The organism is Candidatus Clostridium helianthi, assembly GCF_045310795.1.
In the GTDB taxonomy this organism is placed as follows: Bacteria; Bacillota; Clostridia; order Clostridiales; family Clostridiaceae; genus Clostridium; species Clostridium helianthi.
On the sequence record NZ_JBJIAB010000013.1, the window covers coordinates 84,322 to 110,538 of the forward strand.

The window sequence follows — 26,217 nt, forward strand, 5'->3', positions numbered from 1 at the left end:
AAAGCTAGTACCCATTTTTTAAAATATGAAAGCTGTGGTATGTGAAAAATATAAATTTGAACATTTTAAAAGTTATAATACTCTCATGTATTTCCGTTGGAAACATACGAATGAGTGAGAGTATTATAACTTTTGTTTATTTGATCTAAAATTATACTATCATTTGAAGAACATGGAATTACTTCATTGAAAAATACATACTATCAAAATTTTTTAGTAATACTATAAATGAAGATAGAATTAATAATTAACAATATAGAAACAAAGAGAAAATGAGGTAAATACAATGAGAAAAATGAAAACTATGGATGGGAACACAGCTGCTGCATATATGTCATATGGATTTTCGGAAGCAGCAGTGATTTTTCCGATAACTCCATCATCACCAATGGCAGAACATGTGGATGAATGGGTTGCACAAGGGAAAAAAAATATTTTTGGGCAACCGTTAAAAGTTGTTGAAATGCAGTCAGAAGCGGGAGCAGCTGGTGCACTGCATGGTTCGCTTCAAGCAGGTGCATTAACAACAACATATACAGCATCCCAAGGATTACTATTAATGATTCCTAATATGTACAAAATAGCAGGAGAATTGCTGCCATGTGTCATACATGTAGCTGCTAGAGCAATTGCAACATCAGCACTAAGTATATTTGGAGATCATCAAGATGTTATGGCGGCAAGGCAAACCGGTTTTGCAATGCTTGCAGAAGGGTCTGTTCAAGAAGTAATGGATTTAAGTGGAGTGGCACATTTAGCAACTATAAAATCACGGATACCTTTTATGAATTTTTTTGATGGATTCAGGACATCTCATGAAATTCAAAAAATAGAGGTAATTGAACCAGAAGAACTTGTTAAGGTATTAGATTATAAGGCACTTGATGAATTTAGAAAAAGAGCTTTAAATCCAAATCATCCTGTTATAAGAGGAACTGCTCAGAATCAAGATATTTACTTTCAAATGCGCGAGGCTGTAAATAAGTATTATGATGATGTTCCAGAAATTGTTGAACAATATATGACCGAGGTTACTAGGCTTACAGGTAGATCATATCATTGTTTTGATTATTATGGAGCACATGATGCTGATAGAATTATAATTTCTATGGGGGCAGTAAATGATGTTATAGAGGAAACTGTAGATTTTCTAAATAATAATAAACAAAGAGTAGGGCTTGTAAAAGTAAGGTTATATAGGCCATTTTCACTGGATAAACTATTGAAGGCTATTCCAAAGACTGTAAGAAAAATTGCAGTTTTAGATAGAACGAAAGAACCAGGGTCAGTTGGAGAACCACTTTACCTAGATGTATCAAGAGCATTTTTTGGAATGGATAATGCTCCGATTGTTGTTGGTGGAAGATTTGGACTTGGATCAAAAGATCCAACACCAGCTCATATTGCTGCTGTCTATGATAACTTATTTTTAGATGTACCAAAAAATAACTTTACAATTGGAATAATTGATGATGTTACAAATACATCTTTAAGAACATTCGAACATATAGATGCTACTCCTGATGGAATTACATCGTGCAAATTCTGGGGCTTAGGATCAGATGGTACAGTTGGTGCGAATAAAAGTGCAATTAAGATTATCGGAGATAATACAGATATGTATGCTCAAGGATACTTTGATTACGATTCTAGAAAATCAGGAGGACTTACAGTTTCGCATTTAAGATTTGGTGATAAGCCAATTAAATCTAGATATCCAATTGATAGACCGGATTTTGTTGCGTGTCATAATCAATCCTATGTGTATAAATATCATGTGATTAGAGGTCTAAAAAAGAATGGTAAATTTATATTAAATACAATTTGGACGCCTGAAGAATTGGATGAGAGATTACCAGCATCTATAAAAAGGTATATTGCTCAAAATCATATAGAATTCTATATAATTAATGCAGTTAGAATTGCTCAATGTGTTGGCCTTGGAGGAAGAATAAATATGATAATGCAAGCTGCATTCTTTAAAATAGCAAATATAATTCCAGTTGAGGATGCTATAAAATTTCTAAAAGAAGCAGTTGTTAAATCATATGGCAATAAAGGCGAAAAAATTGTTAATATGAATCACGCAGCAATAGATGCAGGGTTAGAGGGAATAACTAAAATTAAGGTTCCTTATAGTTGGAATACTGATTTAGACGATAAAATTGAGCTTGATGAGAATTTTCCGGAATTTATTAAAGAAATTACTAGGCCAATGAATAGGTTAGAGGGCGATTCAATGCCAGTGTCCCATTTCGTGAAAGCGGGAATACAAGATGGTACCTTTATGTCTGGAACAACGTCTTATGAAAAGAGAGGAATAGCTGTAAATGTGCCTGAGTGGATACCAGAAAACTGCATTCAATGTGCACAATGTTCATATATATGTCCACACGCTACAATTAGAGCATTCTTACTAAATGAAGATGAAAAAGAAAAGGCTCCTGAAGGTCTAAAAGTATTAGATGCAAAAGGAATAAAAGGTGATGAAAAGTTATATTTCTCAATTGGTATTACTCCGCTTGATTGTACTGGATGTGGTAATTGCGCACAAGTATGTCCAGCACCAGGTAAAGCATTAGTAATGAAATCACAAGATAGTCAACATGAGCAAATTGAAGCTTGGAATTACTATATGGAAAGAGTTAAACCTAAAAATCCGCTAAATAAATACACTCTTAAAGGAAGCCAATTTGAAAGACCATTACTTGAGTTTAATGGAGCATGTGCAGGTTGCGGTGAAACTCCATATGCAAGGCTTGTGACACAATTATTTGGTGATAGAATGATGATTGCAAATGCTACAGGGTGCTCATCAATTTGGGCAGCAGGGTCATATGAAATGGCATATACAGTTAATGAACATGGTCATGGACCAGCATGGGCAAATTCATTGTTTGAAGATAATGCTGAGTTCGGATATGGAATGTATTTAGGTGTTAAAACAATAAGAGAAAGAATAGCGAATAATGTTGCTATCGCCATTGAAAGTAATATGTCAGAGGGAACTGAGACTGTTCTTAAAGAATGGTTAGATAATAAGGATATTGGGGATGGAACAAGAGAAAGGGCAGAAAGGTTAGTTGAAGTTCTTGAAAAAGAAAATAGTGAAATTGCTAAAGAGATATTAAAGGATAAAGAATATTTCGTAAAAAGGTCACAGTGGATATTTGGAGGAGATGGTTGGGCTTATGATATAGGCTATGGAGGTCTAGATCAAGTGATAGCAATGAATGAAAATGTAAATATATTAGTATTCGATACAGAAATTTACTCAAATACTGGTGGTCAGTCATCAAAATCAACTCCAACAGCAGCAATTGCAAAATTTGCTGCATCTGGGAAGAGGACGAAGAAGAAAGATTTAGGAAGAATGGCAATGACATATGGATATGTTTATGTAGCTCAAGTTTGTATGGGAGCAGATAAGAATCAAACTATTAAAGCTATAACAGAAGCAGAAGCATATGATGGTCCATCATTGATAATAGCATATTCTACATGCATTAATCATGGAATAAAAGTAGGAATGTCAAATACTCAAGAGGAAGAAAAGAAAGCAGTTGATTGTGGATATTGGCATCTTTATAGATATAATCCAGCATTAAAGGGAGAAAAGAATCCATTTATATTAGATTCTAAAGATCCAAAAGAAGATTTTAAAGACTTCTTAATGGGTGAAGTAAGATATGCATCCCTTGCTAAAGCATTTCCAGAGGAGTCAGAGAAATTATTCGAGAAAACAGAATCTGAAGCGAAGGAAAGGTTAGAAATTTATAAAACATTAGCAAATCAACAATAATTTTATAAAAAGTAATAAATACAAAAGGTTGTAATTTAAATTTAATAGAAAATAACATACTAACTTCTTAATCAGAAGTTGATATGTTATTTTTTTTATAAATATTCTTTACGAATAATTTATTATATATATAAATATTATTAAATATAAATAGTATAAAGGAGTTAAGTGTGTATAAATTAAAAGAACTGAATATTGTACACATTAAAATATTATATATAGAAGTCGTTCATAAGGATTCCGAAGAGATACATGGAGGAGTTTAAATGAAAAAAAATATATTGATGGAAAGAATTTTTCATGATATTAATTATGATAATTATGTTGTACAGTATCAAGGAGATATTGAAGCTGAGATTTCTAAAATACCAGATTACTATGTTACAGTAATCAATGATAGATATGCCGTTGTATCTGTTAAAAAAGATGTTGAAATCAATATGGGAAATGAACCATATATTTCATCAATTGTATATGTTATTCCTGCAGAATTTTATACTTTACAAGATATTTCACCAGTAGATGCGTCTCAAGCTAGCTTTTTACAAACCGGATCTCAATTGAACTTAACAGGAAAAGGTGTAAATGTAGCAATTATCGATTCGGGTATTGATTATCTTAGCGAAGAGTTTATGGATGCTAATGGGGAAACAAGAATTGAAAATATTTGGGATCAAACATTGATAAGTAATGCCGAAAACGGTTCGGAATCTGTACCGTTTGGGGTATTATTTGATAGAAATAAAATAAATGATGCTATAAGAGCAAGTAGGGAGGGAGGATCTCCAGATGATATAGTTCCAAGCAGAGATGAAATTGGACATGGGACGAATATGGCTGGAATAATTGGAGCTAGTGGAAAGAATCCGAATTTAAGGGGTGTTGCACCAGACTGTAATTTTGTAGTAGTAAAACTTATAAGAGATTTTTCATATGAGGTCCAGTTTCCAGACGTAATAGTTCCTGTGTTTAATATAACTGCTATTTTTGCAGCATTGCAATATGTGTATGAATATGCTTTAACGACCAACAAACCAATGGTTATATATTTTCCTCTTGGAAGTAGTTTGGGAAATCATAAGGGAGAAGGTATACTGGAAGACTTTATAGATGCAATATCAAGCAATGGAGGAATAGCGGTAGTTACTGGTACTGGAAATCAGAGGAATGCTGGCGGCCACACATCTGGTTCAGTAACTCAGATTGTTGGAGCGCAATCACCTGGTGCTGGGGTTGCGGAGTTAGAAGCGTCACCTGAACAAAAAAATATATGGGTGCAAATATGGGCTGATTTGCCTAACATAATGACGGTTGAAATAGTTTCACCATCAGGGGAAAGTTCTGGGATATTGAGTTTAATAATTAATTACACCATAAATCATACTTTTATTTTTGAGAAGACCTCAATTAGAGTTAATTTTTATTTTCCAGAAGAAGTAACTGGAGATGAGTTGATAAGGATAAGATTTTATAATTTGCAGCCTGGTATATGGAGAATCAGAATACTGGCGAATTATATTTCTAATGGAAGATTTAATGCTTGGATACCACAAAAGGGGCTAACAGTTGGAGATACAAGATTTAGTTTTTCAGATCCATTTGGAACTATAACAAATCCAGGAAACTCAATATACGCTATAACTGTAGCGGCATATAATCAAAATAATAACAATATTGTTGATTTTTCTGGTATGGCCTTTTTGGAATCCTACACTGATAGAATAGATGTTGCAGCAGGTGGAATAAATGCACTAACGGTTGCCCCGAATAACACAACGGCAGTAGTAAGCGGAACTAGTGTATCAGCGGCTGTCGTATCTGGAGTTTGTGCTATGCTATTTCAATGGGGGATTGTAAATGGAAATGAACCTAATATGTATGCACAAACTATTAAAGCATATCTTGCAAAAGGAGCAATGGCGAGAAGTGGAGATGTTACTCCAAATCCATATTGGGGTTATGGCATATTGAATGTACCAAGGATTTTTGAAAATATGACATAGAGAAAGAGTAATTAAAGCAATATTTTAATTATCTTTTTATAGACTTATTCTTAATTGAGTAAGTCTTTTATTTTATTAAAGAAAAATATTGTTATTCTTTAGTAGATTAGTGGCAATTTATATAAGAAAAGCTAACAATATGTATAAATAAGTATTAAATGTAATCGATTAATGTTATAATTAGTTAAGGAATAATGTCAAGTTAAGGAGATGAGGAATATGAATAGGACTTATGTTGGAAAATATTTAGATGAATGTTTAAATAATGCTTCAAAAGAATTAAATGTTGCAGAGGAAGACCTAAACTATAAAATAATTAAGGACAATCATTCATTTATCAATAAAAAAGTTGAAATAGAAGTTATGGATGTTGATTTATATTCCTCAAGTTCTAATAATCATCTAAATTATACGGAAGATTTCACGAAAGATGTTGCTAAGAAAAGAGTTGTAATTAATGAGGATAATGTAATTAATAATGATGAAAATGGAGTTAAAGTAGAAAATGGTGATGTAGTAGTAATAGAAGGTTTAAGCAAAGTATATAAAGAACAGATAACAATTAGGCCTTGTGAGAAAATCAAACTTTTTATTAATGGAGAACTATGTAGTGAAAAAGGACCATATGAAATAAATCAATCTGATAAGATAGATTATATAGGTGAGAAAATAGAACAAGTAAAGAAAATATCAGTGAATATTTCAGTGGATAAAATGGAAGGATATATAAAGGTAGAATATAAACCAGCATACGTATATAAACTTAGGGATAAGCCAATGGCTAAAGATTTGATTCTTAAGGCGATGAAGGTAGCGGAAGATTATCCTAAAAAATATACATTAACAGAAATAAAGGAAATATTAAGGCAAAACAAGATAACTGATGGAATAATATATAAAAATCTTATAGAAGCATGCGCATTAGGAAATGGAGAAGAGAAGTTAATAGCTGAAGGTATTAGTGCTATTGATGACACGCCAAATGAAATTAAAGTGTTATTTGATATTGGAGAAAAGAGGATAGTGAATGAAAACTCAAATGAAAAGATAGATTATAGGAATGTATATTCTATATCTAGTATAACTGAAGGACAAGTTTTGGCAGAAATAATTCCAGGTAAAAATGGGCAAGATGGTAAAAATATATGTGGTGAAGTATTAAAGAAAAAGACTGTGAAAAGTAGACCTATAAAAATAGGCGATGGATGTAAAGTTGAAGGAAATAGTATAATTGCCACTAAAACTGGCAGGCCATCATCTAAAAATGGAATTTTGAGTGTAAATAGTTTATATAATATTCAAGATGTAGATATAAAATCCGGGAATATATTTTTTGTTGGAGACGTTTATATTAAAGGTAATGTTAAAGAGGGAATGAAAGTTAAATCGGGAAATTCTTTAACTATCGAAAAAAATGTTGACATATCTACCATAGTGGCAGGAGGAGAAATTAATATTAAAGGAAGCGTGATTAAATCAACTGTTCTTACTGGACAAGTAGATATGGAAAAGAAAATGTATTTGGAAAAGTTAAATGAATATAAAGATATCATATCAAAACTTATAAGTGCGGTTGAAAAGTTAAATGAGTCTAGCAATAACTCTAAAAAAATTTCTGAATTGGTTAAAATTCTTATAGAAAACAGGTATAAATCTATACCTAAATTGTCTTTAAATATAATAACTCATAGTATTTGTGAAGATAGTGATAATAATGATTTAGTAAGTTTTATAAGAAGTAAAATGATGGGATTAAACTTATCAAAAATAGAATCAATAGAGGATTTAAGAAATCTTGAAGAGTTAATAACCAATGAAATAGAACTGTTAGAAGATAATATGATAATTCCAGCAGACATATATATAGGCTATTGTCAGGATTCTTTAATAAAATCTACAGGAAATATTATTATAAAAGATAAAGGACAATATGTTTCTAATTTAACAGCACTAAATGATATTATTTTTTTACGTGATGATTCAGTAGCCAGAGGGGGCGTTATATCAGCAAGAGGAAATATTAAACTTGGAATAGTTGGGAGTCCTTCGGGGGTAACAACCAAATTGGAAGTGTTGCAAGGAGGAATTATAACTGCAAAAATTGCATATAGCAATACAGTTTTTTGCTTTGGAGAAAGATTAAAAACATTAGATGTCTCAAGTAAAGATATTAAGGCATATGTCAATAAAGAAGGAGAAATAATAATTGAGAAGTTTGTACTGTAAAGAATTATAGATTTTCTCATGTGTGTTGATAGGATTTCAAATTTTTACTTTGATTATTTAGGTGAACATTTATTCAATTAAAACATACTATAATATAAAATGAATTTTGTTCTCTAAAGTTTGGAGGAAAAATATGAGATATGAAAAAATTGAATTAACGTATTCGTATAATTCACTAGAACCATACATTGATGAAGAAACTGTAAAAATACACTATACTAAACATCTTCAAGGATATGTTGATAAACTAAATAATGTGCTTAAGGGATATGAGAAATTTACAGAGGGAAAAACCTTAGAGCAAATACTTTCAAATCCAAATAAAATACCTAAAAAAATTTATCGCGATGTTATAAATCAAGGTGGAGGTGTATTAAATCACAATTTATATTTTTCAATTCTTTTCCCTTATCCTAAAAAGGAACCTGAAGGGAAACTACTTAACGAAATAGTTAGTACTTTTGGTTCACTAGAAATGTTAAAGAAGCTTGTTAGCGAAACTGCAATAAATAAATTTGGATCAGGCTATGGCTGGCTAGTTAAAGATAAACGTGGTAAGCTGAAAGTTGCAAATAGTTCAAATCAGGATACACCTCTAAGTTTTGGATTTACTCCAATACTAACAATAGATGTTTGGGAGCACTCGTATTATCTGAAATATAAAAATTTACGTGGAGATTACGTTAAAAACATATGGAATTTAATTGACTGGGCGCGAGTTGAGGAATTGTATAAGAATGATAATTTGGTTTGATTTTAATTTCCGTCAATAAAGAGAGCTTTACTTTAGTTAAAGTTCTCTTTTATATATGTACTAAAATAAAATCAAGATTGCGTATAGTAAATTATTATACACAATTCATAAAATAAGAATTATAATAAAGGAAAATTTAAAATTAATTTTGGGGTAAGGAGAATGCATATGGCGGAATTAAAAAAAATATCAGGACCAAGATTAAAGAGTATATTAGAAGAAAATATAAACATTAAAGAGAAACTCATAAATGAAAAATATTTAACAAATACTTTAGTTAGGAATAGTTGTCTAGAATATATGAATGAAGAAAGGGTGGAGATTAGTGCATGCAAGTTTGAAAATGTTGTGTTTAGGGAGTGTTGTTTAAGAAATGTAGACTTAGTAGATATAATATTTGAAAATTGTGATTTATCAAATATTGATTTTTCAAATGGAAGTATACATAGAGTAGAATTTAATAATTGCAAGCTTTTAGGATCTGATTTTAGTGATAGTAGTATACAAGAGGTTCTTTTTAAAGATACAGTTAGCAGATACTCAAACTTTGGATATTCAAAGGTCAAGAATGTAAAATTTCAGGAATGTGATATGCAAAGTAGTATGTTTTTGGAATGTAGCTTTACGTATGTTGCATTTAATGGATGTGATTTAGCTAACTCTGAGTTTACTAATACTCCTCTTAAAAAAGTAGATTTTAGAGAAAATAACATTTCGGACATATCGTTAACTGGAAAAGAGCTAAAAGATGCTATTGTATCTCCTATGCAGGCAGTTGAGCTAGCAAGATTTCTTGGTGTAATAGTTAAATAAGCATTATTCCCGTTAAAGTAAAATTGTCTATAGGTGATTTATTTTTCGATTTTAAAGATTAGATTTTTTAAAAGTTAGGGTATTAGTTTCGAAATGTTTTGGAAATATTGATAAACGTATAGAGAGTGATATAATGATTGTAATGTAAAATTAATTTAGGAGGAACAATAAGTGGAAAAGATAGCATTAATTACTGATAGTGCATCGGATATAAGCATAGAGTTATTAGAAGCAAACCAAATAAGGCTTTTGCCATTTAAAATTATATATTCGGATAAGGAATACGAGGATAGAATTGATATAACTCCCCAATTTATGTATGAAAGATTAAAAACAGAAATTCCTAAAACATCGTTACCGAGTATTGAAAAAATAACAAGCGTTCTGAAAGATGTTGTTAGTGAGGGATTTACGCATGCAATAATAATAACTATTTCATCTGCATTTTCAGGAACATATAATGCAGTAAGACTAATTTGTGAGGAGTTCAAGGAGCTGAAAACTTTTGTTTTTGATTCTAGAACATTAACAATGGCAGAAGGTGCAATTGTTTTGGAAACTTCAAGGTTAATTAGAGAAGGTAAAACATTTAATGAAATAATTGAAATTCTACCTACATACAGAGAGAAGATAGATTTATTTTTTACAATAGATACTTTAGAATATCTTCAAAAAGGAGGAAGGATTGGCAAAGTGGCAGGAACAATAGGAGAGTTTTTGAATCTTAAGCCAATAATAACTGTAGCAGAAGATGGAACATATAGAACTGCAGCTAAAGTTAGAGGTTCAAAGCAAGCTGTATCTAAATTAACCAGTATATTTAAAATGTATTTAGAAAAAGGTAAATATAAAGCTTGGATTTTAGATGGAAATGGTTTTGATAAGGTACAAAACCTATACTGCTTGATAAAAGATTTACCCAATGTAGTTGAGTGTACAATAGCTGGAACAATTGGTCCAGCGCTTGGGGTAAATACAGGACCAGGACTTGTAGGACTCGCAATTGAGAGAATAGATGAATAAGAGGTATTATAAATAAACTTCTAGTAAGTTAAGTGAAATTAAATTTCTAACTTACTAGAAGTTTAATTTTTTGCACATAAATATTTTTTAGTATATAGGAAAAACTAATTTTTATAAAAATAAAGAAAAACAGGAGGAATTAAAATGAATTTTCCAACATCTTTTCCAAAACAAGAACAAAAAGAACAACCAGGACTGGAGTATGAAATGAATCCAGCTCCAATATATGATGATCCAAGTTATAATAAAAAAGGAGATATATTAAAGGACAAGATTGCAGTAATTACTGGAGGCGATAGTGGAATCGGAAAGGCTGTTGCTATAGCATATGCAAATCAAGGCGCTGACATAGTGATTGCTTATTATAATGAAAATAAAGATGCAGAAGAAACAAAAAAAATAATAGATAATATAGGCAGAAGATGTACCTTAATTAAAGGTGATATAAGTGATCCTAATTTTTGTAATAATGTTTTAGAAAAAACTATTAAAGAATATGGAAAAATAGATATATTAGTTAATAATGCAGCAGTTCAATATGAAAGTGCAGATTTCAAGCAAATAAGTGACGAGCAATTTGATAAGACATTTAAGACAAACGTATATGGAACATTTTATATGACAAGGGCAGCATTAAATCATTTGAAAGCAGGTGGATGCATAATAAATACTGCTTCAATAACTGCATATAAGGGAAATGAAACATTAATTGATTATTCAATGACTAAAGGTGCTATAGTTACATTAACAAGATCTTTATCTACTGCATTAGCAAAAGGAAAAACTAATATAAGAGTAAATGCTGTTGCACCTGGGCCAATCTGGACACCATTAATTCCAGCAAGCTTTGATGAAAAAAAGGTTGAGAAATTTGGATCGGATACACCATTGGGAAGAGCAGGACAGCCAGTAGAGTGTGCTGGAGCATACGTATTTTTAGCTTCACAATGTGCTTCATATATCACAGGGCAAGTAATCCATGTTAATGGTGGAGAAATAGTAAATGCGTAGATAAACAAATATTTGTATAATGTTTTTGAAGAACAATTTTACATAAATTATATTAAGAAATTTATATGGGAAGCTTACTTTTAAAGCTGCGAAACTAGTAGTAAAATTTATTATATGATTTACATAGATTAAAATTATACTTTGTAACATCATAAAATGTTGATTAGAAAATCTAGAGTCAGGAATAAAATCTTGGCTCTTTTGATTTAAGCGATATTTCTATAGAAAGTAAAATATATTAATGAGAAATGCTAAAAGAATAATACTAGCATTTATGTTTGCGGAAACCTTAGATTAAAATATACTATTTATCAACATAAGACAGTAGCTAGAGTTATGGCATCAAATAGATAGGTATATATGTGATGGCGGTTTAAAAGGCAAATTAAAATAAAAAATCTTGACTACACATAGATGAATATCTATACTATATACATAGATTAGTAAAATGGCTAATATTGAAAAAGGAGTTAAATGTGTGTAAGAAATATGATAAGAATGGAAGAATTTTAAAGGCACTTTCAGATCCTAATAGGCTAAAAATAATAGACTTATTATCTTGTGGAGAAAAATGTGCGTGTGAGATATTAGAGAGCTTTGAATTTACACAACCTACTTTATCGCATCATATGAAGGTATTAATAGATTGTGGGTTGGTTAAAGCAAGAAAAGATGGAATTTGGAACTTGTACAAGTTAAACACAAGTAATTGTAACAGATTAGTGCTGTTTTTACTTAATCTAATTACAGAAAATGAGGATTGCGTACAAATTGATAAGAAAAATGAAGATTCTAATTAAAAGTTAATATGAAAGTACGATTTTGTTAATCTTTATAATATACTAAATATAATGTACTTATTAAAAATAATAAAAATTTATAAAAACGGAGATGAAATGAGACAGATTGATTTAACTAAAGGAAAAACATTGAATGTTCTAACAACATTATCAGTACCAATAATGGGAAGTTCATTGCTACAATTTACATATAATCTGGTTGATATGCTGTGGGTTGGCGGACTTGGAAGTAATGCTGTAGCGAGTGTTGGATCAGCGAGTTTTTTCGTAGGCCTTGGATATTCTATAAACTCATTAGTAGTTATAGGAACAGGAATAAAAGTCGCACATTCTATAGGTAAAAAAGAAGAGAATGAGGTAAAAGAGTATATTAATGCGGGCCTTTTAATTAATGCAGTAATGTCGTTTATTTTTGGGTCTATACTTATTATATTAGGAAGAGCACTTGTGAATTTTTTAAATATAAATAATATTGCAGTTGAAAAAGATGCATATGAATTTTTAATTTTCAGTGGACCTACAATAATTTTTGCATTTTTTAATCTTTTATATGCAAGGATACTGGGGAGCTTTGGAAATAATAAATTAGCATTTAATATAAATGTTGTAGGAGTAGTTGCAAATATAATATTAGACCCGATTTTTATTTATGCTGTAAAACTAGGCGTTGAAGGAGCAGCAATTGCAACAATGATTGCTAATATTATAATGTTTTTGTTATATTTATTTAGATCATCGGGAACACTTAAGTATAATTTTAGTGTAAAAATTGATTATAATAAGATAAAGGAAATAATAATTTTAGGATTTCCTATGGCTATACAAAGAATTCTATTTACTGTAATAAACATATTCCTTGCAAAAATAATAGCTATATTTGGATCAGATGCAATAGCTGCTCAAAAAATAGGACTTCAAATTGAATCTATTACATATATGGTTATTGGTGGCCTTCATGGTGCGATAGCTGCATTTACAGGTCAAAATTTTGGGGCTAAAAAATATAAAAGAATCAAAGAAGGGTATAACACTGCACTTAGGATAGGAATTATATACTCTCTTCTTATGGCATTTATATTCATGTTTTTTAGTACACCATTTGTTAAATTATTTGTTAAAGATCAGCAAACAATTGCAATAGCTAATATGTACTTACAAGTAGTAGCATTTTCTCAATTATTTAGTACTACAGAAACTGTATCTAATGGATTATTTACAGGCATAGGAAAACCTAAAATATCTTCAATTATAAGCATTATATTTACAGCACTACGAATACCAATGGCATTAGCTTTAATAAAACCATTTGGTTTAAATGGTATTTGGATAAGTATTTCTATATCGAGTATTCTAAAAGGAAGTGTAGCTTATATATTATATATAATTGAGGTGAAAAGAAAATATAAATAGAAATCAATAAAATATATAGATAAAATTTATATGGGGAGGCAGTCAATGTTAAATGAACTTAAAGAATTATTTACGCCTTTTGAGTTATTAAAAGGTAATTATGGTATAGAAAGAGAAAGTTTAAGAGTAAATAATAAAGGTGAGTTATCAGTTAAAAGACATCCAGCAGTGTTTGGTGAGAAAGTGGAAAACAAATATATAACTACGGATTTTGCTGAAAGTCAAATAGAAGTTATAACACCACCATTTAAAAATATAGAGGAAACATATAATTTTTCTAGAGTGCTATATGATATTGTTGCAATGGAAATTGAGGATGAATATTTATGGCCACAGTCTATGCCGGGAATAGTACCTACCGATGATAAAATTAGAATTGCAGAATATGGTGACAATGAAAAAGGTAGAGAAGCTAGACGTTACAGAGAAAATTTAATAAAAAAATATGGAGGTAAAAAACAGCTTATATGTGGTATCCATTATAATTTTTCCTTTGATGATGATTTCTTGAGAAAGTTATACTGTTTATATGAAAGACAGAACACTCATAAGCTTTTTAGTGGAATATTTAATGAAAATCAGAAATTGAGATACAAGGAGTTTAAAAATAACTTATACTTAAAGGTTACAAGAAATTACTTGAGGTATAGGTGGATTATTATCTATCTTTTAGGAGCAAGTGGAGTTGTTGACAAAAGCTATATGGGACCTTGTATGAATTCATCTAAGGAAATTGCACATGATAGTTTTTCAAATGAAGGGGCTTTGTCTTATAGAAATAGTGAATGTGGGTATAAGAATAAAATAGATCTATATCCTAATTATAATTCTGTTGATGAGCATATTGAAAGTTTAAGGAGATTTGTAAGCGATAAGCTTATAGGAAGCCATAAAGAATTATATAGCTGTGTAAGGCTTAAACCAAAAGATCCAAGTGATTTCTTTAATTCACTTAGTAAAGATGGAATCCAATATCTAGAATATAGAAGTATTGATATTAATCCTTTTGAAAAAGGAGGAATAAGCTTAGATGATCTGTATTTTCTTCAAGTATTTAATTTGTTTTTGCTAATTAATGAAGAAACTGACTATGATAGATGGCAGGAAGAGGGAACAGAAAACCAAAATATAATTTCAAAACTAGGACAAAAAGATGTTTTATTAAAGAAAGATGGAGAGCTTATTTCCAAAGAGCATTGGGGAGTAGAAATATTAAATAATATAAGAGATATTAATGATAAATTGAATCTTGGAAAAGAAAGAATTATTGACTTGATGATCGAAAAAATTAAGAATAATCAACTAACATATGCTTATAAAATTGAAAAAAAAGTAAAAGAAGAAGGATATATCAATGCCCATTTAGATATAGCACAAAAATATAAAGAAAATTCTTATAAAAACAGATTTAAATTGGAAGGATATGAAGAATTAGAGCTATCTACTCAAATATTAATGAAAGAAGCCATTAAAAGAGGAGTAGAAGTTGAAGTTTTGGATAAATTCGAAAATTTCATATCACTTAGAAAGAATAATAAAGTAGAATATATTAAGCAGGCAACTAAAACATCAAAAGATAGCTATATAACTGCTTTAATTATGGAAAATAAGAGCGTGACTAAAAGAGTTCTTTCTGATAGTGGTATTAAGGTTCCAAAAGGAATTGAGGTAAATTCAATAAATGAGTCTTTTAATATAATAAAAGAATTTACTAAAAAGCCAGTTGTTATTAAACCAAAATCAACAAATTTTGGGATAGGTATAAGTATATTTAAAGAAGGCGCTGATGAAGAGAGTATTAAAAAGGCTTTGGAACTCGCATTTAAATATGATAATACAGTTCTCATAGAAGAATTTGTTAAGGGAAAAGAATATCGTTTTTTAGTTATAGACGGTAAAGTTGCAGGAATACTTCATAGAGTTCCAGCTAATGTTAAAGGGGATGGAGTCAGTTCTATTAAGGAACTAGTGGAAATAAAGAATCAGGATCCGTTAAGAGGTCATCACTATGTAACACCACTTGAAAAGATAATTTTAGATGAAAGTGCAGAATTATTTTTAAAGCAACAAAATAAAGATTTTAATTATATCCCTGAGGAAGACGAAATTGTTTATCTAAGAGAGAATTCAAACATAAGCACTGGAGGAGATAGTATAGATTATACTGATAGTATTCCTGAAAAGTTTAAAATAATAGCTGTAAATGCAGCGGATGCTGTAAACGCAAGAATTTGTGGAGTTGACATGATGCTTGAAAATTTTAACGACGAAAATTCTAATTACTCAATAATCGAACTAAATTTTAATCCTGCAATTCATATTCATTGCTATCCTTATAAAGGTACGGAAAGAGAAATTGGTGTAGAAATATTAAGGGTATTAAATTTCGTTTAAAATATAAAAATAAAGGAAGCTCTCAAAAGAGCTCCCTTTAATATAATTAGCTATAATTATAGAGATTCAACAGCTAAAGCTGATAATACTGCATTAGTTATAGTTAATCCAGCTGTTACAGAAATTAAGCTAGTTGGCTCAAGTTGAACTGTATAAGTCGTATTAGCATAAGCTGGATTGCAATCACAAAATTGAAAACTAAATGATTCAGATTCTAAGACACTAACTGTTTCGGCGAAAGTAAATGTTCCACCTATTGGTTGAGGAGCTCCATCACCAACTGTTTTTATTAATGTGAAATTTAAATTTACTAAAATATCTACAGGTAAAGAAATTATGCTAGTAAATGTTAAAAGCACTTTAGGATTACACATGTTAGTAGTATCTAGAGAAACACTAGCTACAGGTATAGGTCTAGATAATGGTGTTGAAATTATAGGCAATGGTCCAACTCCACCAGAACCAACATTTAGTAAAGCTCTACCAGGCTCTGGGGCACGATTGTAACATCTGCAACTAGGACGATTGTCAGAATAAGTGCAGCTAGGACGAGTATCGTAGCAATCATAATCATGTTCATTTTCACAAATAATATTCATAAATTACCTCCATACTATCATAAGTTTATCAAGTTTTTCTCCGTATAATTTAGTTGTAAGAGATTCTTTTTATATTATATTGTATGAGAAATGTATAAAAATGTGATGTATTAGAAAATCTAATATTTTATAAATTTTTATGAGTATAATAATTAAATGCAAAGGTATTTATATTTTAGGAATATACAAATTTAACTAATAATTTAAAAGATGAGGTGCGACTCAATGATAAAGAATGATTATATGAAAGAGATAGAGAATACTTTAACATTAACAAATGAAGAAGTAAGAAAGGATATAGTAAAGGGTGATATAGGAGAAGCTAAAGAAAAAATAAACAAAAAACTTAAGGCTCTCGTAGGAATCGATATAGGAACTATAGACATATTTTCTTTCAGCAGCATAGAAAGTTTTATAGGTAAAGAAACGCATTATAATGCAGAAAAATTTATAGCATTTGGAAGTCTTATGAAACTTCAAGGACTTATTAGCGATAAGGAAAATAATGAAAGCGCTAAAATTCAATATTATGAAAAGTCACTAGAAGGTTTTTATAAGGCTTATATTGAAGATGATGAGATAAATGAGAAATATCTTTATGAAGCAACAGAAGTAGCAGATGAATTAATTAATTATGAACTTTCCTTAGATTTAGACAAGAAAATATTTAGAATATATGAACTGACTAATAAGTTTGATAGAGCAGAGGATACCTTATTTTATATTCTTAGAAAGACTGATAATGATGGTAGCATTATTTTAGAAGGAATTAAATTTTACAACAGACTTAAAGAAAAAGATTACGATGAATTAGCGGAAGGTAATCTTCCTATAGAGGAAGTTAAAGATGGAATTTTGGAGCTTGAAAGAAGACTTGGTTTATAAATCTTTACTTAAATGAAGTAAGTAGAAATGACTTGCTGTTGGTATTATAGGAACATTGCTAAAAATAAATAATATAATGATAAAAAGTAATTACAATTTAGAGGAAACTATGGAGTTTAAGGGATGGAATGATTTTGAGAATCTAGCGAGAGCTTGTGGATATAGTAGTTGTGGTAAAAATGACAATGGAGATAAAACAGAGGATGAGTTTGAAAATTCAGAATGTAGAGATATTCCAAACGGATTTCAAGATGTAGATCCACAGCTATTTATTCTTATAGGAGAGATATTGGGAAATATATTATCAGGAAGGCTTCCGTTCAATGTTCAAAATGCATTAGGAAATTGGCTGCAATTAGTTGGCCAAGTAATAGAGACATATAATGCCCAGCAGCAATATTTCCAAGGAGGACCAGGAATATACTTTAATCCTAAAAGTTATAATGTAAGTAATCCGTTTTGTAGTAGTTCGCAAAATACTAACTCAAGCAAAAATAAACCTAATAAATCAACAAATGATATTAAGAAGAAAAATTCAGAAGAGGACATGGATAGTAAGATAAACCATTTGGAATTATCATTAAATGATTTAAGAGAAGAAATAAAAGAGATTAAAAAATTACTAGAAAAATAATCCAGTTAATTTATTTTTCTAGTAATTTTTCTTTAACTTTTTTTAAATTTGTTACCTGTTTTGTTATAGTAGATACAAATATTACCCCTAATGCTAATGTTCCAGCACTAGCTAATGTATTTAACCCTAATTCTACTGCACGGCTTATATTGCCACTTATTGTTTCGTACATTGTATAGTACATTCCAGAACCAGGAACTAGTGGAATAAGTGCACAAATTACCAAAGTTGTTACAGGTGTTTTTAAAAGCCTTGCACAAATTTCTGAATATATGCTAAATAGTATTGAGGATATAAACAATGATAAGATATCACCTATATAATTTTCTTTTAAATAAAGATAAGAAAACCAACTTATAGCACCACCTATAGATGCAAATATTAAATTCTTTCCTTTTATATTAAAAATTATTCCAAAGCCTAAGGATGCTAAAAATGAGACTGCAATTTGTGTTAGCATAAAACCTCCTAAATATTATAATAAAAATGAAATATATTCTATTAGCTTATTATTTGGATTAGAATTAACCTAAGTTATTTATAAATAGGCTTAAAACTGCACCAGTGCCAACAGCTATAGAAACCGCAACTAAAAATGCTTCAGAGGCTTTTGTTATACCAGATAAAAAGTCACCAGCTATAGTATCTCTAATTGCATTAGTAATTGTGAGCCCAGGAACAAGAAGCATAATAGAACCTATAATAGTTTTATCTAAATTATTAGATAAATTTAATTTTATGAATGCTATAGCTAAAAATGCACACAATCCTCCACTTAAGGAATTAGTGAAAAATTCGTTTATATTTAATTTTTGGCATATAACAACAATGATTTTTATTACTGCACCAATTATGCTTGCAGAAATAAAGTCTTTAAGATTTCCACCAAACATAATACTAAAGCATCCTGCGCTAAGAGCAGACCACAATAAAGTGGTTAAGTTAGAGTACCTATGGCTATTCGATATGTTTGTAAGTTCTTTATTAAATTCATTTATATCAATAGTTTCTGTTTGTATTTTTCTAGAAAGATCATTGACTAAATCTACTTTATGTAAATCAACACCCCTAGAAATAATTCTTTGAACAATGGTAGCAACCTCATCGTAATAAGTGACTGTTACAATTATCCCTGTCGGTATTACAAAACTATCAACTGTATGAGCACCAAAGGCAGTACATATTCTACTAATGGTTTCTTCGACTCTATAAGTTTCGGCACCACTTTCTAGCATTATTTTTCCAGCCAATGTAGATACTTTGAGTAATTTATTTAAGTCCATAATTTTTTCTCCAATATATTTTTTATAACAAATGAATTATAGCACATAATAAATAATTCTTATAGGAGTAAGTTATATAATATTTAATAATGAAAGATTATATGTTATCAGCGGATAAAATCATTGGAAGTTAAGCATATTAATATAGTAGACTGAATCTATAAGATAATATAAAATATAACAAATTCTACTAAAGGCAATATAAAAATATAAAAAATAGTTGATAAATTTAGTAAGAAAACATATAATTTGAATATAAGTGAAACTCTTGTACATATTTTATACTATGTTAAAGTGGTTTCTCGTGCCCGTTAGGGAACAAAAATATATTGGGGTGATTTATTAAGATGAATTTTGAAAATATACAAAGAGAAGATAAAGAAATTTATGATTTAATTGAGAAAGAGCTAGTTAGACAACAAAAAGGAATAGAATTAATAGCTTCAGAAAATATTGTAAGTCCGGCTGTTATGGAAGCTATGGGCTCTTATTTAACTAATAAATATGCTGAGGGATATCCAAATAAAAGATATTATGGAGGATGTCACGTTGTAGATGAAATAGAACAAATTGCAATTGATAGAGCTAAGGAATTATTTGGGGCAGAGCATGCTAATGTTCAACCTCATTCAGGTTCACAAGCTAATATGGCTGTATATTTTGCAGTATTAGAACCAGGAGATACTGTATTGGGTATGGATTTAAGCCATGGTGGGCATTTAACTCATGGTTCTCCAGTTAACTTTTCAGGAAAATTGTTTAACTTTGTGTCTTATGGGGTTGATAAGGAAACTGAGATGATTGACTATGAAAATGTAAGAAAGCTTGCCATTGAACATAAACCAAAGCTTATAGTTGCTGGTGCAAGTGCATATGCAAGAATTTTAGACTTTCCAAAGTTTAGAGAAATAGCTGATGAAGTTGGTGCATTACTAATGGTAGATATGGCTCATATTGCAGGACTTGTTGCTGCAGGTGTTCATCCATCACCAGTGCCATATTCTGATTTTGTAACAACAACAACTCATAAGACTTTAAGAGGTCCAAGAGGTGGGTTAATACTTTGTAAAGAGAAATATGCTCAAGTATTAAATAAAAACATATTTCCAGGAATACAAGGAGGTCCTTTAGAGCATATTATAGCTGCTAAGGCTGTGTGTTTTAAAGAAGCATTAGATCCAAGTTTTAAAACATATGGAGAAAATGTAGTTGAAAACTGTAAAGAACTTGCAGAACAATTAATAGCTAGAGGTTTTAAAATTGTATCAGGTGGAACAGATAATCATGTATTCTTAGTTGATTTAAATAACAAAGACATAACAGGAAAAGAGGCGGAAGCTTTATTAGATTCCGTTGGAATAACTGTTAATAAAAACACAGTACCTAATGAAACAAGAAGTCCATTTGTAACTTCAGGAATCAGAATTGGTACAGCAGCGATAACAACTAGAGGTTTTGTAAAAGATGATATGGCTGAAATTGCATCAGTTATATCAGAGGCAATAGAGAATAGAGATGGAGATTTATCAGCTCTTAAAACTAGAATAGAAACTTTATGTGATAAACATCCATTATATAATTAAGTAATAAGGACATAGCGAGGCTTCATTTATATGAAGCCTCTTGTTATATTTATCTAGAATTCTAAAGAGTAAATGGAAATTATTATTTTTATTTCTACTATTATTTATAATTAAATAAGTAATTAAATACTTAAGATAGTAATAAAATAAATTGAGGTTTAGAATTTACATAAGAGATTGTGAAAATATAGTATGATTTATGTGGAAGATGAGGAGATAGATGAAAAAAGCACTTTTGATTATTGATGCTCAAGAAGATTTTATTGGTGAACAGCGTAATAAAGAGAGATTTAATTTTGAAGATGTAGATAATCTTATTAATAATATAAATAATAAAATTATATTTTATCAGAGAAACAAAGATATAGTAATTTATATTGCTAGTGTACTTCCAAATAATTTTTTTTATAAGAAATTTTTTGGATACGGTCTTGTAGGAACTAAAGGAGCCAAATTGGATAAGAGGATTAAGATAGCATCACAAAATTATTTTGAAAAACAATTTGCAAGTGCTTTTAGAAATAGCAATTTAGTGAAATTCATGAAAAAGAATGAAGTAAGTAAAATAGAATTGGTTGGAGTTGATAATAATGAATGCATTTTTAAGACTGCAAGAAGTGCGGTTAAGATTGGACTTAATGTTATCATCTCCAGCGATAGCATAGGAATTATTAATAATGAAAAATATCGTAGAATAGCTAATAAATTAAAGTCAATTGGAGTAGCTTATATATGAAGAAAAACCAATAAAATTAAGATTAAGTTTTTATAAATATTTTATTTAAAAATTTCTCATGAACATTTAAAGTATTTCAGAATAATATATATTATGAAGAAAGAAGGTTTTATGGGAGGAAAATTTAATGAATCCTTATCAATTAATCATCAATGTTCAACAAAGAATGCAACAAGATCCTGACTTTGCTAATAAATTTAATAAAGCTGTATCTGAATTAAACAAGGTGCCGGGACTTCAACAAAGAGTTATTCAAATAGCTCAAATTAGTGATGAAAGCCAAAGGGAACAAGCTATGGAAAGATTACCTAAGGATGCAAAGCATGCCGTAAAAAGAATCTTAGGATTATTAGATGAGTATAATATTTATAAATGATTTAAATTAGAATTATATATTTTCAAGTACTTATTGAATAAAAGAAGTTTCTTATAGTTATAAGAATTTTAACTATAGGAAACTTCTCCTATTTTAGATAACAAGTATAAGAAATTTTTAGGGAAAATTTCTTATTAATATGTTAATTTGGTTTAGAAATTAAAATCCTCTTTTTTCAGCTTCAATTCCACTTTCATTTCTTCCAGGTTTTTTTATTGTTGTGTTGTAACTACTTTTAGCATATTGATTTTGAGTTTTGTTGCCATTTCTTAAAAAATTACTTTCTGAATAATCTTTATTATTATTATTGTCCACAAAATCATCTCCTTTAACTTATTATATATATAGTATATCTACATTAAGAAAAATTAATTGTGGTAAATTTAGTATAGATATTATAAAAAATAATATTCTATTTTATAATACTTTTACAAGAAAATATTACAAAATAGAAATTAGCACAAATAAAACACCCCAAAAAAACAAATGCATTGAAAATGTTATGAATGAGCAAATGAGAAGTCGCTGCCTTGTATTTAAAGATGGTTCTATACTTACTCTTATAAGAAAATAAAAACCTGCTAAAGTAAAGAGCGCAGAACATATACTATCGTAAGAGAGTATAAAGATAAGTAAAATTAAGCCTAAAAATATAAAATTCCAGCCAGGCATGTATTTTACTTGTACATATTTTTCTCCTGAATCTAAGTATGTACCATTAATAGCAATATCACAATTGTTATCTATACTTACCAGAATGGCAGTTTTACTTCCCAATTTAAATGTAGTCTCGCGTGTAACTCCAAAAGTTTTAGAGCTTTGAAGTTTTACAGGAATGTTATTTACTAGTAGGGTCTTTCTTAAAAAATTTTTAGAATATTCTATAGTGTAATTTATATTATCAACATTGGCAATCCATCTTTGAGTTCCCATAAAAACCTCCTTTATTAATGAACATTAAAGTTATTATTATATAAATTTATAATGAAATTAAGTTAGTATATTTAAATATATACATAAATATGTGTGAATAGAATTGAGTTTTTACTTTAAAACAAATTATAAGTTAAATAATTAACTTAAAAATGACTAAGCCGAGAATAGTTGATTCAAAATAATAGGATTATCTAGAAAAACGTTGTATAATGGTAAAGTAATTTAAAATCATACTAATCATCATATAACTATAATGATTAAATGAATTATAAGATGTCTTAAAATTTGTAAAATAAATATGATTAATTGAAGAAGGATATATTTTGAAATAACGAATTTACATTTGAATTTTAGTATACAAAGTATGTTGTTAATTTATTAAGACTAGAATGGAAATAATTAATATCAGAATGTATATTTAAGATTGATTAAAATTTAATAAAAAATAGTATAATAGATGAAAAATATGAAGAAAAGATAATTTGATACGTTAAAATAAAAAAATATTTATTAAAATAAAATTAGGTATAGAAAATAAGCAATGATGAGAAATAAATTTTTATTATTGGATTTTTTATCGACAAGGAGAAAAAATGAGTAAAACATTAGTATTAGCAGAAAAACCATCAGTGGGGAGAGATTTGGCAAAAGTTCTTAAGTGTAACCAAAATAAAGGCTCATATATAGAAGGTAGTAAATATATAGTGACTTGGGCAATGGGACATTTAGTTGGGCTTATGGATCCTGAAGGATATGATAATAAATATAAAGAGTGGAAAATGGAAACACTCCCAATGCTTCCAAAACATATGAAACTTACGGTGTTAAAAAAGACAGGAAGACAATATAATGAAGTAAAAAAACAACTATTGAGAAATGATGTTAGTGATATCGTAATCGCTACAGATGCTGGAAGGGAAGGAGAACTGGTAGCACGCTGGATATTAGAAAAGTCAGGAGTTAAGAAACCATTAAAGAGATTGTGGATTTCGTCTCAAACTGAAAAAGCTATTTTAGACGGGTTTAGAAATTTAAAGCCTGGTGAAGCTTACGAAAATCTTTATAAGGCAGCAGTATGTAGAGCAGAAGCAGATTGGCTTGTGGGACTTAATGTGACAAGAGCATTAACATGTAAATATAATGCACAATTATCAGCAGGAAGGGTTCAATCACCGACACTAGCTATGATTGTATCAAGGGAAGAAGAAATACGAAATTTTAAACCTAAAGCTTATTATACTTTAGAAATAAAAACTAAAGGATTTACTTTATCATGGATTAATAAAGATAATAATTCAAGAATTTTTGATGAAGAATATGCAAGTAAAGTGGCTTCTAAACTAAGAAATTCAGATGGGAAAATAGTTAATGTAAGCGAAACAAATAAGAAAAAGTTTTCTCCTGCCCTCTATGATTTAACTGAATTACAAAGGGATGCGAATAAAATATGGGGATATTCTGCAAAGCAGACATTAAATATAATGCAAAGGCTTTATGAAAATTATAAAATATTAACTTATCCAAGAACAGATTCTAGATATATTACAACAGATATTGTAGCTACTATTCCTGAAAGATTGAAGGCAATATCTATTGGTGAATATAGGACTGCGGCAGAAGAACTGCTTAGGAGTAAAATAAATGGTCATAAAGGATTTGTAGATAATTCCAAGGTAAGTGATCACCATGCTATTATCCCAACAGAAGAAAAGCCTAATTTATCAGCTTTATCATCTGAAGAGAGAAAAATCTATGACTTAGTAGTCAAAAGGTTTTTAAGTGTTATGCTTCCACCATTTGAATATATTCAAACTACAGTAGAAGCAGAGGTTGAAGGAGAAAAGCTTGTTGCGAAAGGAAAAGTTATTAAGGCCAAAGGTTGGAAAAAGCTTTATGATAAATTAGAGGAAGATAATGATGATGAAGAAATAAAAGAGCAAGTGCTTCCCACAGTATCCAAAGGGGATAGTATTAAGGTAGATAGTGTTAATATAAAGAAAGGTGAAACAAAACCACCTGCTAGATTTACAGAGGCTACACTTTTATCAGCTATGGAGAATCCTCATAAATATATAAACGTTAGTAAAGAAGCTGCAAAAACTTTAGGTGAGACTGGTGGACTTGGTACAGTTGCTACTAGAGCAGATATTATTGAAAAGTTATTTAATTCTTTTGTTATAGAAAAAAGAGGTAAGGAAATAATTCCTACGTCAAAAGGAAAACAATTGATAGAACTCGTTCCAAAGGATTTGAAATCGCCACTTTTAACAGCCAAATGGGAGAGTCAGTTAGATGAAATAGCTAAAGGAAAAAGAGATGATCACTCATTTGTAAAAGAAATGAAAAATTATTCAGTTGCATTAGTTGAAGATGTTAAATGTACAAATAGTAAATTCGTTCATGATAATAAAACCGGAAAGAAGTGTCCTAACTGCGGCAAATATTTGTTAGAAGTCAAAGGAAAGAATGGGATAATGAATGTTTGTCAGGACAGAGAGTGCGGTTATAGGGAAAGTGTGGCTAGAGTAACTAATGCTAGATGTCCTGAGTGCAAGAAGAAACTAGAGCTAAGAGGAAATGGTGAGGGAGCAATATACGTATGCCCTGGCAGTAACTGCAATTTTAGAGAAAAAGCTTCTCAATTTAAGAAGAGATTTGAGAAAAATGGAAAGATTGATAAAAGAGAAGTGAATAATTATATGAAGAAAATGAAGAAAGAAGCAGAAGAATTTAATGATAATCCTTTTGCTGCATTATTAGGCGATATAAAATTTGATAAATAGTAAAAAACTTCTAGTAATTTAAAGTTACTAGAAGTTTTTTATTAAATATATTTATACCCTTTATTTCGGTAGTTATGCATAAGTTAAAAATATTGTCATATTGTTAAGAAAATTAGAATTACTTGTTATATTATTTCTTCTTATGGTAACACTAATTCTGAAAGGA

The 26,217-nt window shown here is 29.6% G+C and carries 21 protein-coding genes; 16 read left to right on the forward strand and 5 right to left on the reverse strand.

Annotated elements, in window-relative coordinates; translation table 11 throughout:
• Positions 1-286 precede the first annotated feature (286 nt).
• The 10 genes from nifJ to gshAB all read left to right on the forward strand — a co-directional run bounded on the left by nifJ (position 287) and on the right by gshAB (position 16,236).
• Positions 287-3,802, forward strand: coding sequence for a pyruvate:ferredoxin (flavodoxin) oxidoreductase (gene nifJ, locus ACJDTP_RS12030; protein WP_039772425.1), 3,516 nt, complete (start codon positions 287-289; stop codon positions 3,800-3,802).
• 266 nt (positions 3,803-4,068) lie between these two features.
• Positions 4,069-5,805: a S8 family peptidase gene (locus ACJDTP_RS12035; protein WP_023975074.1), complete on the forward strand. Its 1,737-nt coding sequence runs from the start codon at positions 4,069-4,071 to the stop codon at positions 5,803-5,805.
• A 219-nt stretch (positions 5,806-6,024) separates the two neighbouring features.
• The gene (locus ACJDTP_RS12040; protein WP_023975073.1) at positions 6,025-8,031 is read left to right on the forward strand and encodes a DUF342 domain-containing protein; all 2,007 of its coding nucleotides are present in this window, start codon (positions 6,025-6,027) and stop codon (positions 8,029-8,031) included.
• Between the two features lie 133 nt (positions 8,032-8,164).
• Positions 8,165-8,785 (forward strand): superoxide dismutase, encoded by a 621-nt coding sequence (locus ACJDTP_RS12045; protein ID WP_017209643.1) that lies wholly within the window; start codon positions 8,165-8,167, stop codon positions 8,783-8,785.
• Positions 8,786-8,953: 168 nt separating this feature from the next.
• Entirely contained in the window at positions 8,954-9,598 is a 645-nt protein-coding gene (locus ACJDTP_RS12050) for a pentapeptide repeat-containing protein (protein WP_011969180.1), read from the forward strand.
• Positions 9,599-9,769: 171 nt separating this feature from the next.
• The gene (locus ACJDTP_RS12055; RefSeq protein WP_023975071.1) at positions 9,770-10,621 is read left to right on the forward strand and encodes a DegV family protein; all 852 of its coding nucleotides are present in this window, start codon (positions 9,770-9,772) and stop codon (positions 10,619-10,621) included.
• 144 nt (positions 10,622-10,765) lie between these two features.
• The gene (locus ACJDTP_RS12060) at positions 10,766-11,632 is read left to right on the forward strand and encodes an SDR family oxidoreductase (RefSeq protein ID WP_011969182.1); all 867 of its coding nucleotides are present in this window, start codon (positions 10,766-10,768) and stop codon (positions 11,630-11,632) included.
• 476 nt (positions 11,633-12,108) lie between these two features.
• Positions 12,109-12,432: an ArsR/SmtB family transcription factor gene (locus ACJDTP_RS12065; RefSeq protein WP_011969183.1), complete on the forward strand. Its 324-nt coding sequence runs from the start codon at positions 12,109-12,111 to the stop codon at positions 12,430-12,432.
• Between the two features lie 96 nt (positions 12,433-12,528).
• On the forward strand, positions 12,529-13,842 hold the full coding sequence (locus ACJDTP_RS12070) for an MATE family efflux transporter (protein ID WP_023975070.1): 1,314 nt from the start codon (positions 12,529-12,531) through the stop codon (positions 13,840-13,842).
• Positions 13,843-13,887: 45 nt separating this feature from the next.
• Positions 13,888-16,236, forward strand: a complete 2,349-nt coding sequence (gene gshAB / locus ACJDTP_RS12075) for a bifunctional glutamate--cysteine ligase GshA/glutathione synthetase GshB (protein WP_105412303.1) — start codon at positions 13,888-13,890, stop codon at positions 16,234-16,236.
• 56 nt (positions 16,237-16,292) lie between these two features.
• On the opposite strand, the gene ACJDTP_RS12080 is transcribed toward gshAB, so the two are convergent.
• On the reverse strand, positions 16,293-16,835 hold the full coding sequence (locus ACJDTP_RS12080) for a DUF4489 domain-containing protein (RefSeq protein WP_017209639.1): 543 nt from the start codon (positions 16,833-16,835) through the stop codon (positions 16,293-16,295).
• A 225-nt stretch (positions 16,836-17,060) separates the two neighbouring features.
• On the opposite strand from ACJDTP_RS12080, the gene ACJDTP_RS12085 reads away from it, so the two are divergent.
• Together ACJDTP_RS12085 and ACJDTP_RS12090 are read left to right on the forward strand one after the other, a co-directional pair.
• A complete protein-coding gene (locus tag ACJDTP_RS12085; protein ID WP_023975068.1) occupies positions 17,061-17,720 on the forward strand; it encodes a DUF6483 family protein in 660 nt (219 codons plus the stop codon).
• 109 nt (positions 17,721-17,829) lie between these two features.
• Positions 17,830-18,354 (forward strand): hypothetical protein, encoded by a 525-nt coding sequence (locus tag ACJDTP_RS12090; RefSeq protein ID WP_023975067.1) that lies wholly within the window; start codon positions 17,830-17,832, stop codon positions 18,352-18,354.
• Between the two features lie 10 nt (positions 18,355-18,364).
• Here ACJDTP_RS12090 and ACJDTP_RS12095 read toward each other — a convergent pair whose 3' ends face one another.
• Together ACJDTP_RS12095 and ACJDTP_RS12100 are read right to left on the reverse strand one after the other, a co-directional pair.
• On the reverse strand, positions 18,365-18,814 hold the full coding sequence (locus ACJDTP_RS12095; RefSeq protein ID WP_011969189.1) for a threonine/serine exporter family protein: 450 nt from the start codon (positions 18,812-18,814) through the stop codon (positions 18,365-18,367).
• Positions 18,815-18,878: 64 nt separating this feature from the next.
• Entirely contained in the window at positions 18,879-19,637 is a 759-nt protein-coding gene (locus tag ACJDTP_RS12100; protein ID WP_105412304.1) for a threonine/serine exporter family protein, read from the reverse strand.
• A 347-nt stretch (positions 19,638-19,984) separates the two neighbouring features.
• Here ACJDTP_RS12100 and glyA point away from each other — a divergent pair, with 347 nt between their 5' ends.
• The 3 genes from glyA to ACJDTP_RS12115 all read left to right on the forward strand — a co-directional run bounded on the left by glyA (position 19,985) and on the right by ACJDTP_RS12115 (position 22,332).
• A complete protein-coding gene (gene glyA / locus ACJDTP_RS12105) occupies positions 19,985-21,220 on the forward strand; it encodes a serine hydroxymethyltransferase (RefSeq protein WP_406761330.1) in 1,236 nt (411 codons plus the stop codon).
• Positions 21,221-21,440: 220 nt separating this feature from the next.
• Entirely contained in the window at positions 21,441-21,956 is a 516-nt protein-coding gene (locus tag ACJDTP_RS12110) for an isochorismatase family protein (protein ID WP_406761331.1), read from the forward strand.
• A 127-nt stretch (positions 21,957-22,083) separates the two neighbouring features.
• Positions 22,084-22,332: a hypothetical protein gene (locus ACJDTP_RS12115; protein WP_078117034.1), complete on the forward strand. Its 249-nt coding sequence runs from the start codon at positions 22,084-22,086 to the stop codon at positions 22,330-22,332.
• 159 nt (positions 22,333-22,491) lie between these two features.
• On the opposite strand, the gene ACJDTP_RS12120 is transcribed toward ACJDTP_RS12115, so the two are convergent.
• Together ACJDTP_RS12120 and ACJDTP_RS12125 are read right to left on the reverse strand one after the other, a co-directional pair.
• Positions 22,492-22,647 (reverse strand): hypothetical protein, encoded by a 156-nt coding sequence (locus tag ACJDTP_RS12120; protein WP_011969194.1) that lies wholly within the window; start codon positions 22,645-22,647, stop codon positions 22,492-22,494.
• Between the two features lie 126 nt (positions 22,648-22,773).
• Positions 22,774-23,265 carry a hypothetical protein gene (locus ACJDTP_RS12125; protein WP_077855285.1) on the reverse strand — a complete coding sequence of 164 codons (492 nt, stop codon included), beginning with the start codon at positions 23,263-23,265 and terminating at the stop codon, positions 22,774-22,776.
• A gap of 596 nt (positions 23,266-23,861) precedes the next feature.
• Here ACJDTP_RS12125 and ACJDTP_RS12130 point away from each other — a divergent pair.
• Complete coding sequence (locus ACJDTP_RS12130) at positions 23,862-26,051, forward strand: DNA topoisomerase III (protein ID WP_406761332.1); 2,190 nt, start codon at positions 23,862-23,864, stop codon at positions 26,049-26,051.
• Positions 26,052-26,217: the final 166 nt, after the last annotated feature.

Bases quoted from the DNA above. Each gene is read 5' to 3' on its own strand.
- ACJDTP_RS12100 (WP_105412304.1), bottom strand. From the start codon at position 19,637: ATGGACTTAAATAAATTACTCAAAGTATCTACATTGGCTGGAAAAATA.
- ACJDTP_RS12080 (WP_017209639.1), bottom strand. From the start codon at position 16,835: ATGAATATTATTTGTGAAAATGAACATGATTATGATTGCTACGATACT.
- nifJ (WP_039772425.1), top strand. From the start codon at position 287: ATGAGAAAAATGAAAACTATGGATGGGAACACAGCTGCTGCATATATG.
- ACJDTP_RS12060 (WP_011969182.1), top strand. From the start codon at position 10,766: ATGAATTTTCCAACATCTTTTCCAAAACAAGAACAAAAAGAACAACCA.
- ACJDTP_RS12110 (WP_406761331.1), top strand. From the start codon at position 21,441: ATGAAAAAAGCACTTTTGATTATTGATGCTCAAGAAGATTTTATTGGT.
- ACJDTP_RS12095 (WP_011969189.1), bottom strand. From the start codon at position 18,814: ATGCTAACACAAATTGCAGTCTCATTTTTAGCATCCTTAGGCTTTGGA.
- ACJDTP_RS12090 (WP_023975067.1), top strand. From the start codon at position 17,830: ATGGAGTTTAAGGGATGGAATGATTTTGAGAATCTAGCGAGAGCTTGT.
- ACJDTP_RS12045 (WP_017209643.1), top strand. From the start codon at position 8,165: ATGAGATATGAAAAAATTGAATTAACGTATTCGTATAATTCACTAGAA.
- ACJDTP_RS12130 (WP_406761332.1), top strand. From the start codon at position 23,862: ATGAGTAAAACATTAGTATTAGCAGAAAAACCATCAGTGGGGAGAGAT.
- glyA (WP_406761330.1), top strand. From the start codon at position 19,985: ATGAATTTTGAAAATATACAAAGAGAAGATAAAGAAATTTATGATTTA.
- ACJDTP_RS12040 (WP_023975073.1), top strand. From the start codon at position 6,025: ATGAATAGGACTTATGTTGGAAAATATTTAGATGAATGTTTAAATAAT.
- ACJDTP_RS12035 (WP_023975074.1), top strand. From the start codon at position 4,069: ATGAAAAAAAATATATTGATGGAAAGAATTTTTCATGATATTAATTAT.
- ACJDTP_RS12050 (WP_011969180.1), top strand. From the start codon at position 8,954: ATGGCGGAATTAAAAAAAATATCAGGACCAAGATTAAAGAGTATATTA.
- gshAB (WP_105412303.1), top strand. From the start codon at position 13,888: ATGTTAAATGAACTTAAAGAATTATTTACGCCTTTTGAGTTATTAAAA.
- ACJDTP_RS12085 (WP_023975068.1), top strand. From the start codon at position 17,061: ATGATAAAGAATGATTATATGAAAGAGATAGAGAATACTTTAACATTA.
- ACJDTP_RS12070 (WP_023975070.1), top strand. From the start codon at position 12,529: ATGAGACAGATTGATTTAACTAAAGGAAAAACATTGAATGTTCTAACA.
- ACJDTP_RS12125 (WP_077855285.1), bottom strand. From the start codon at position 23,265: ATGGGAACTCAAAGATGGATTGCCAATGTTGATAATATAAATTACACT.
- ACJDTP_RS12115 (WP_078117034.1), top strand. From the start codon at position 22,084: ATGAATCCTTATCAATTAATCATCAATGTTCAACAAAGAATGCAACAA.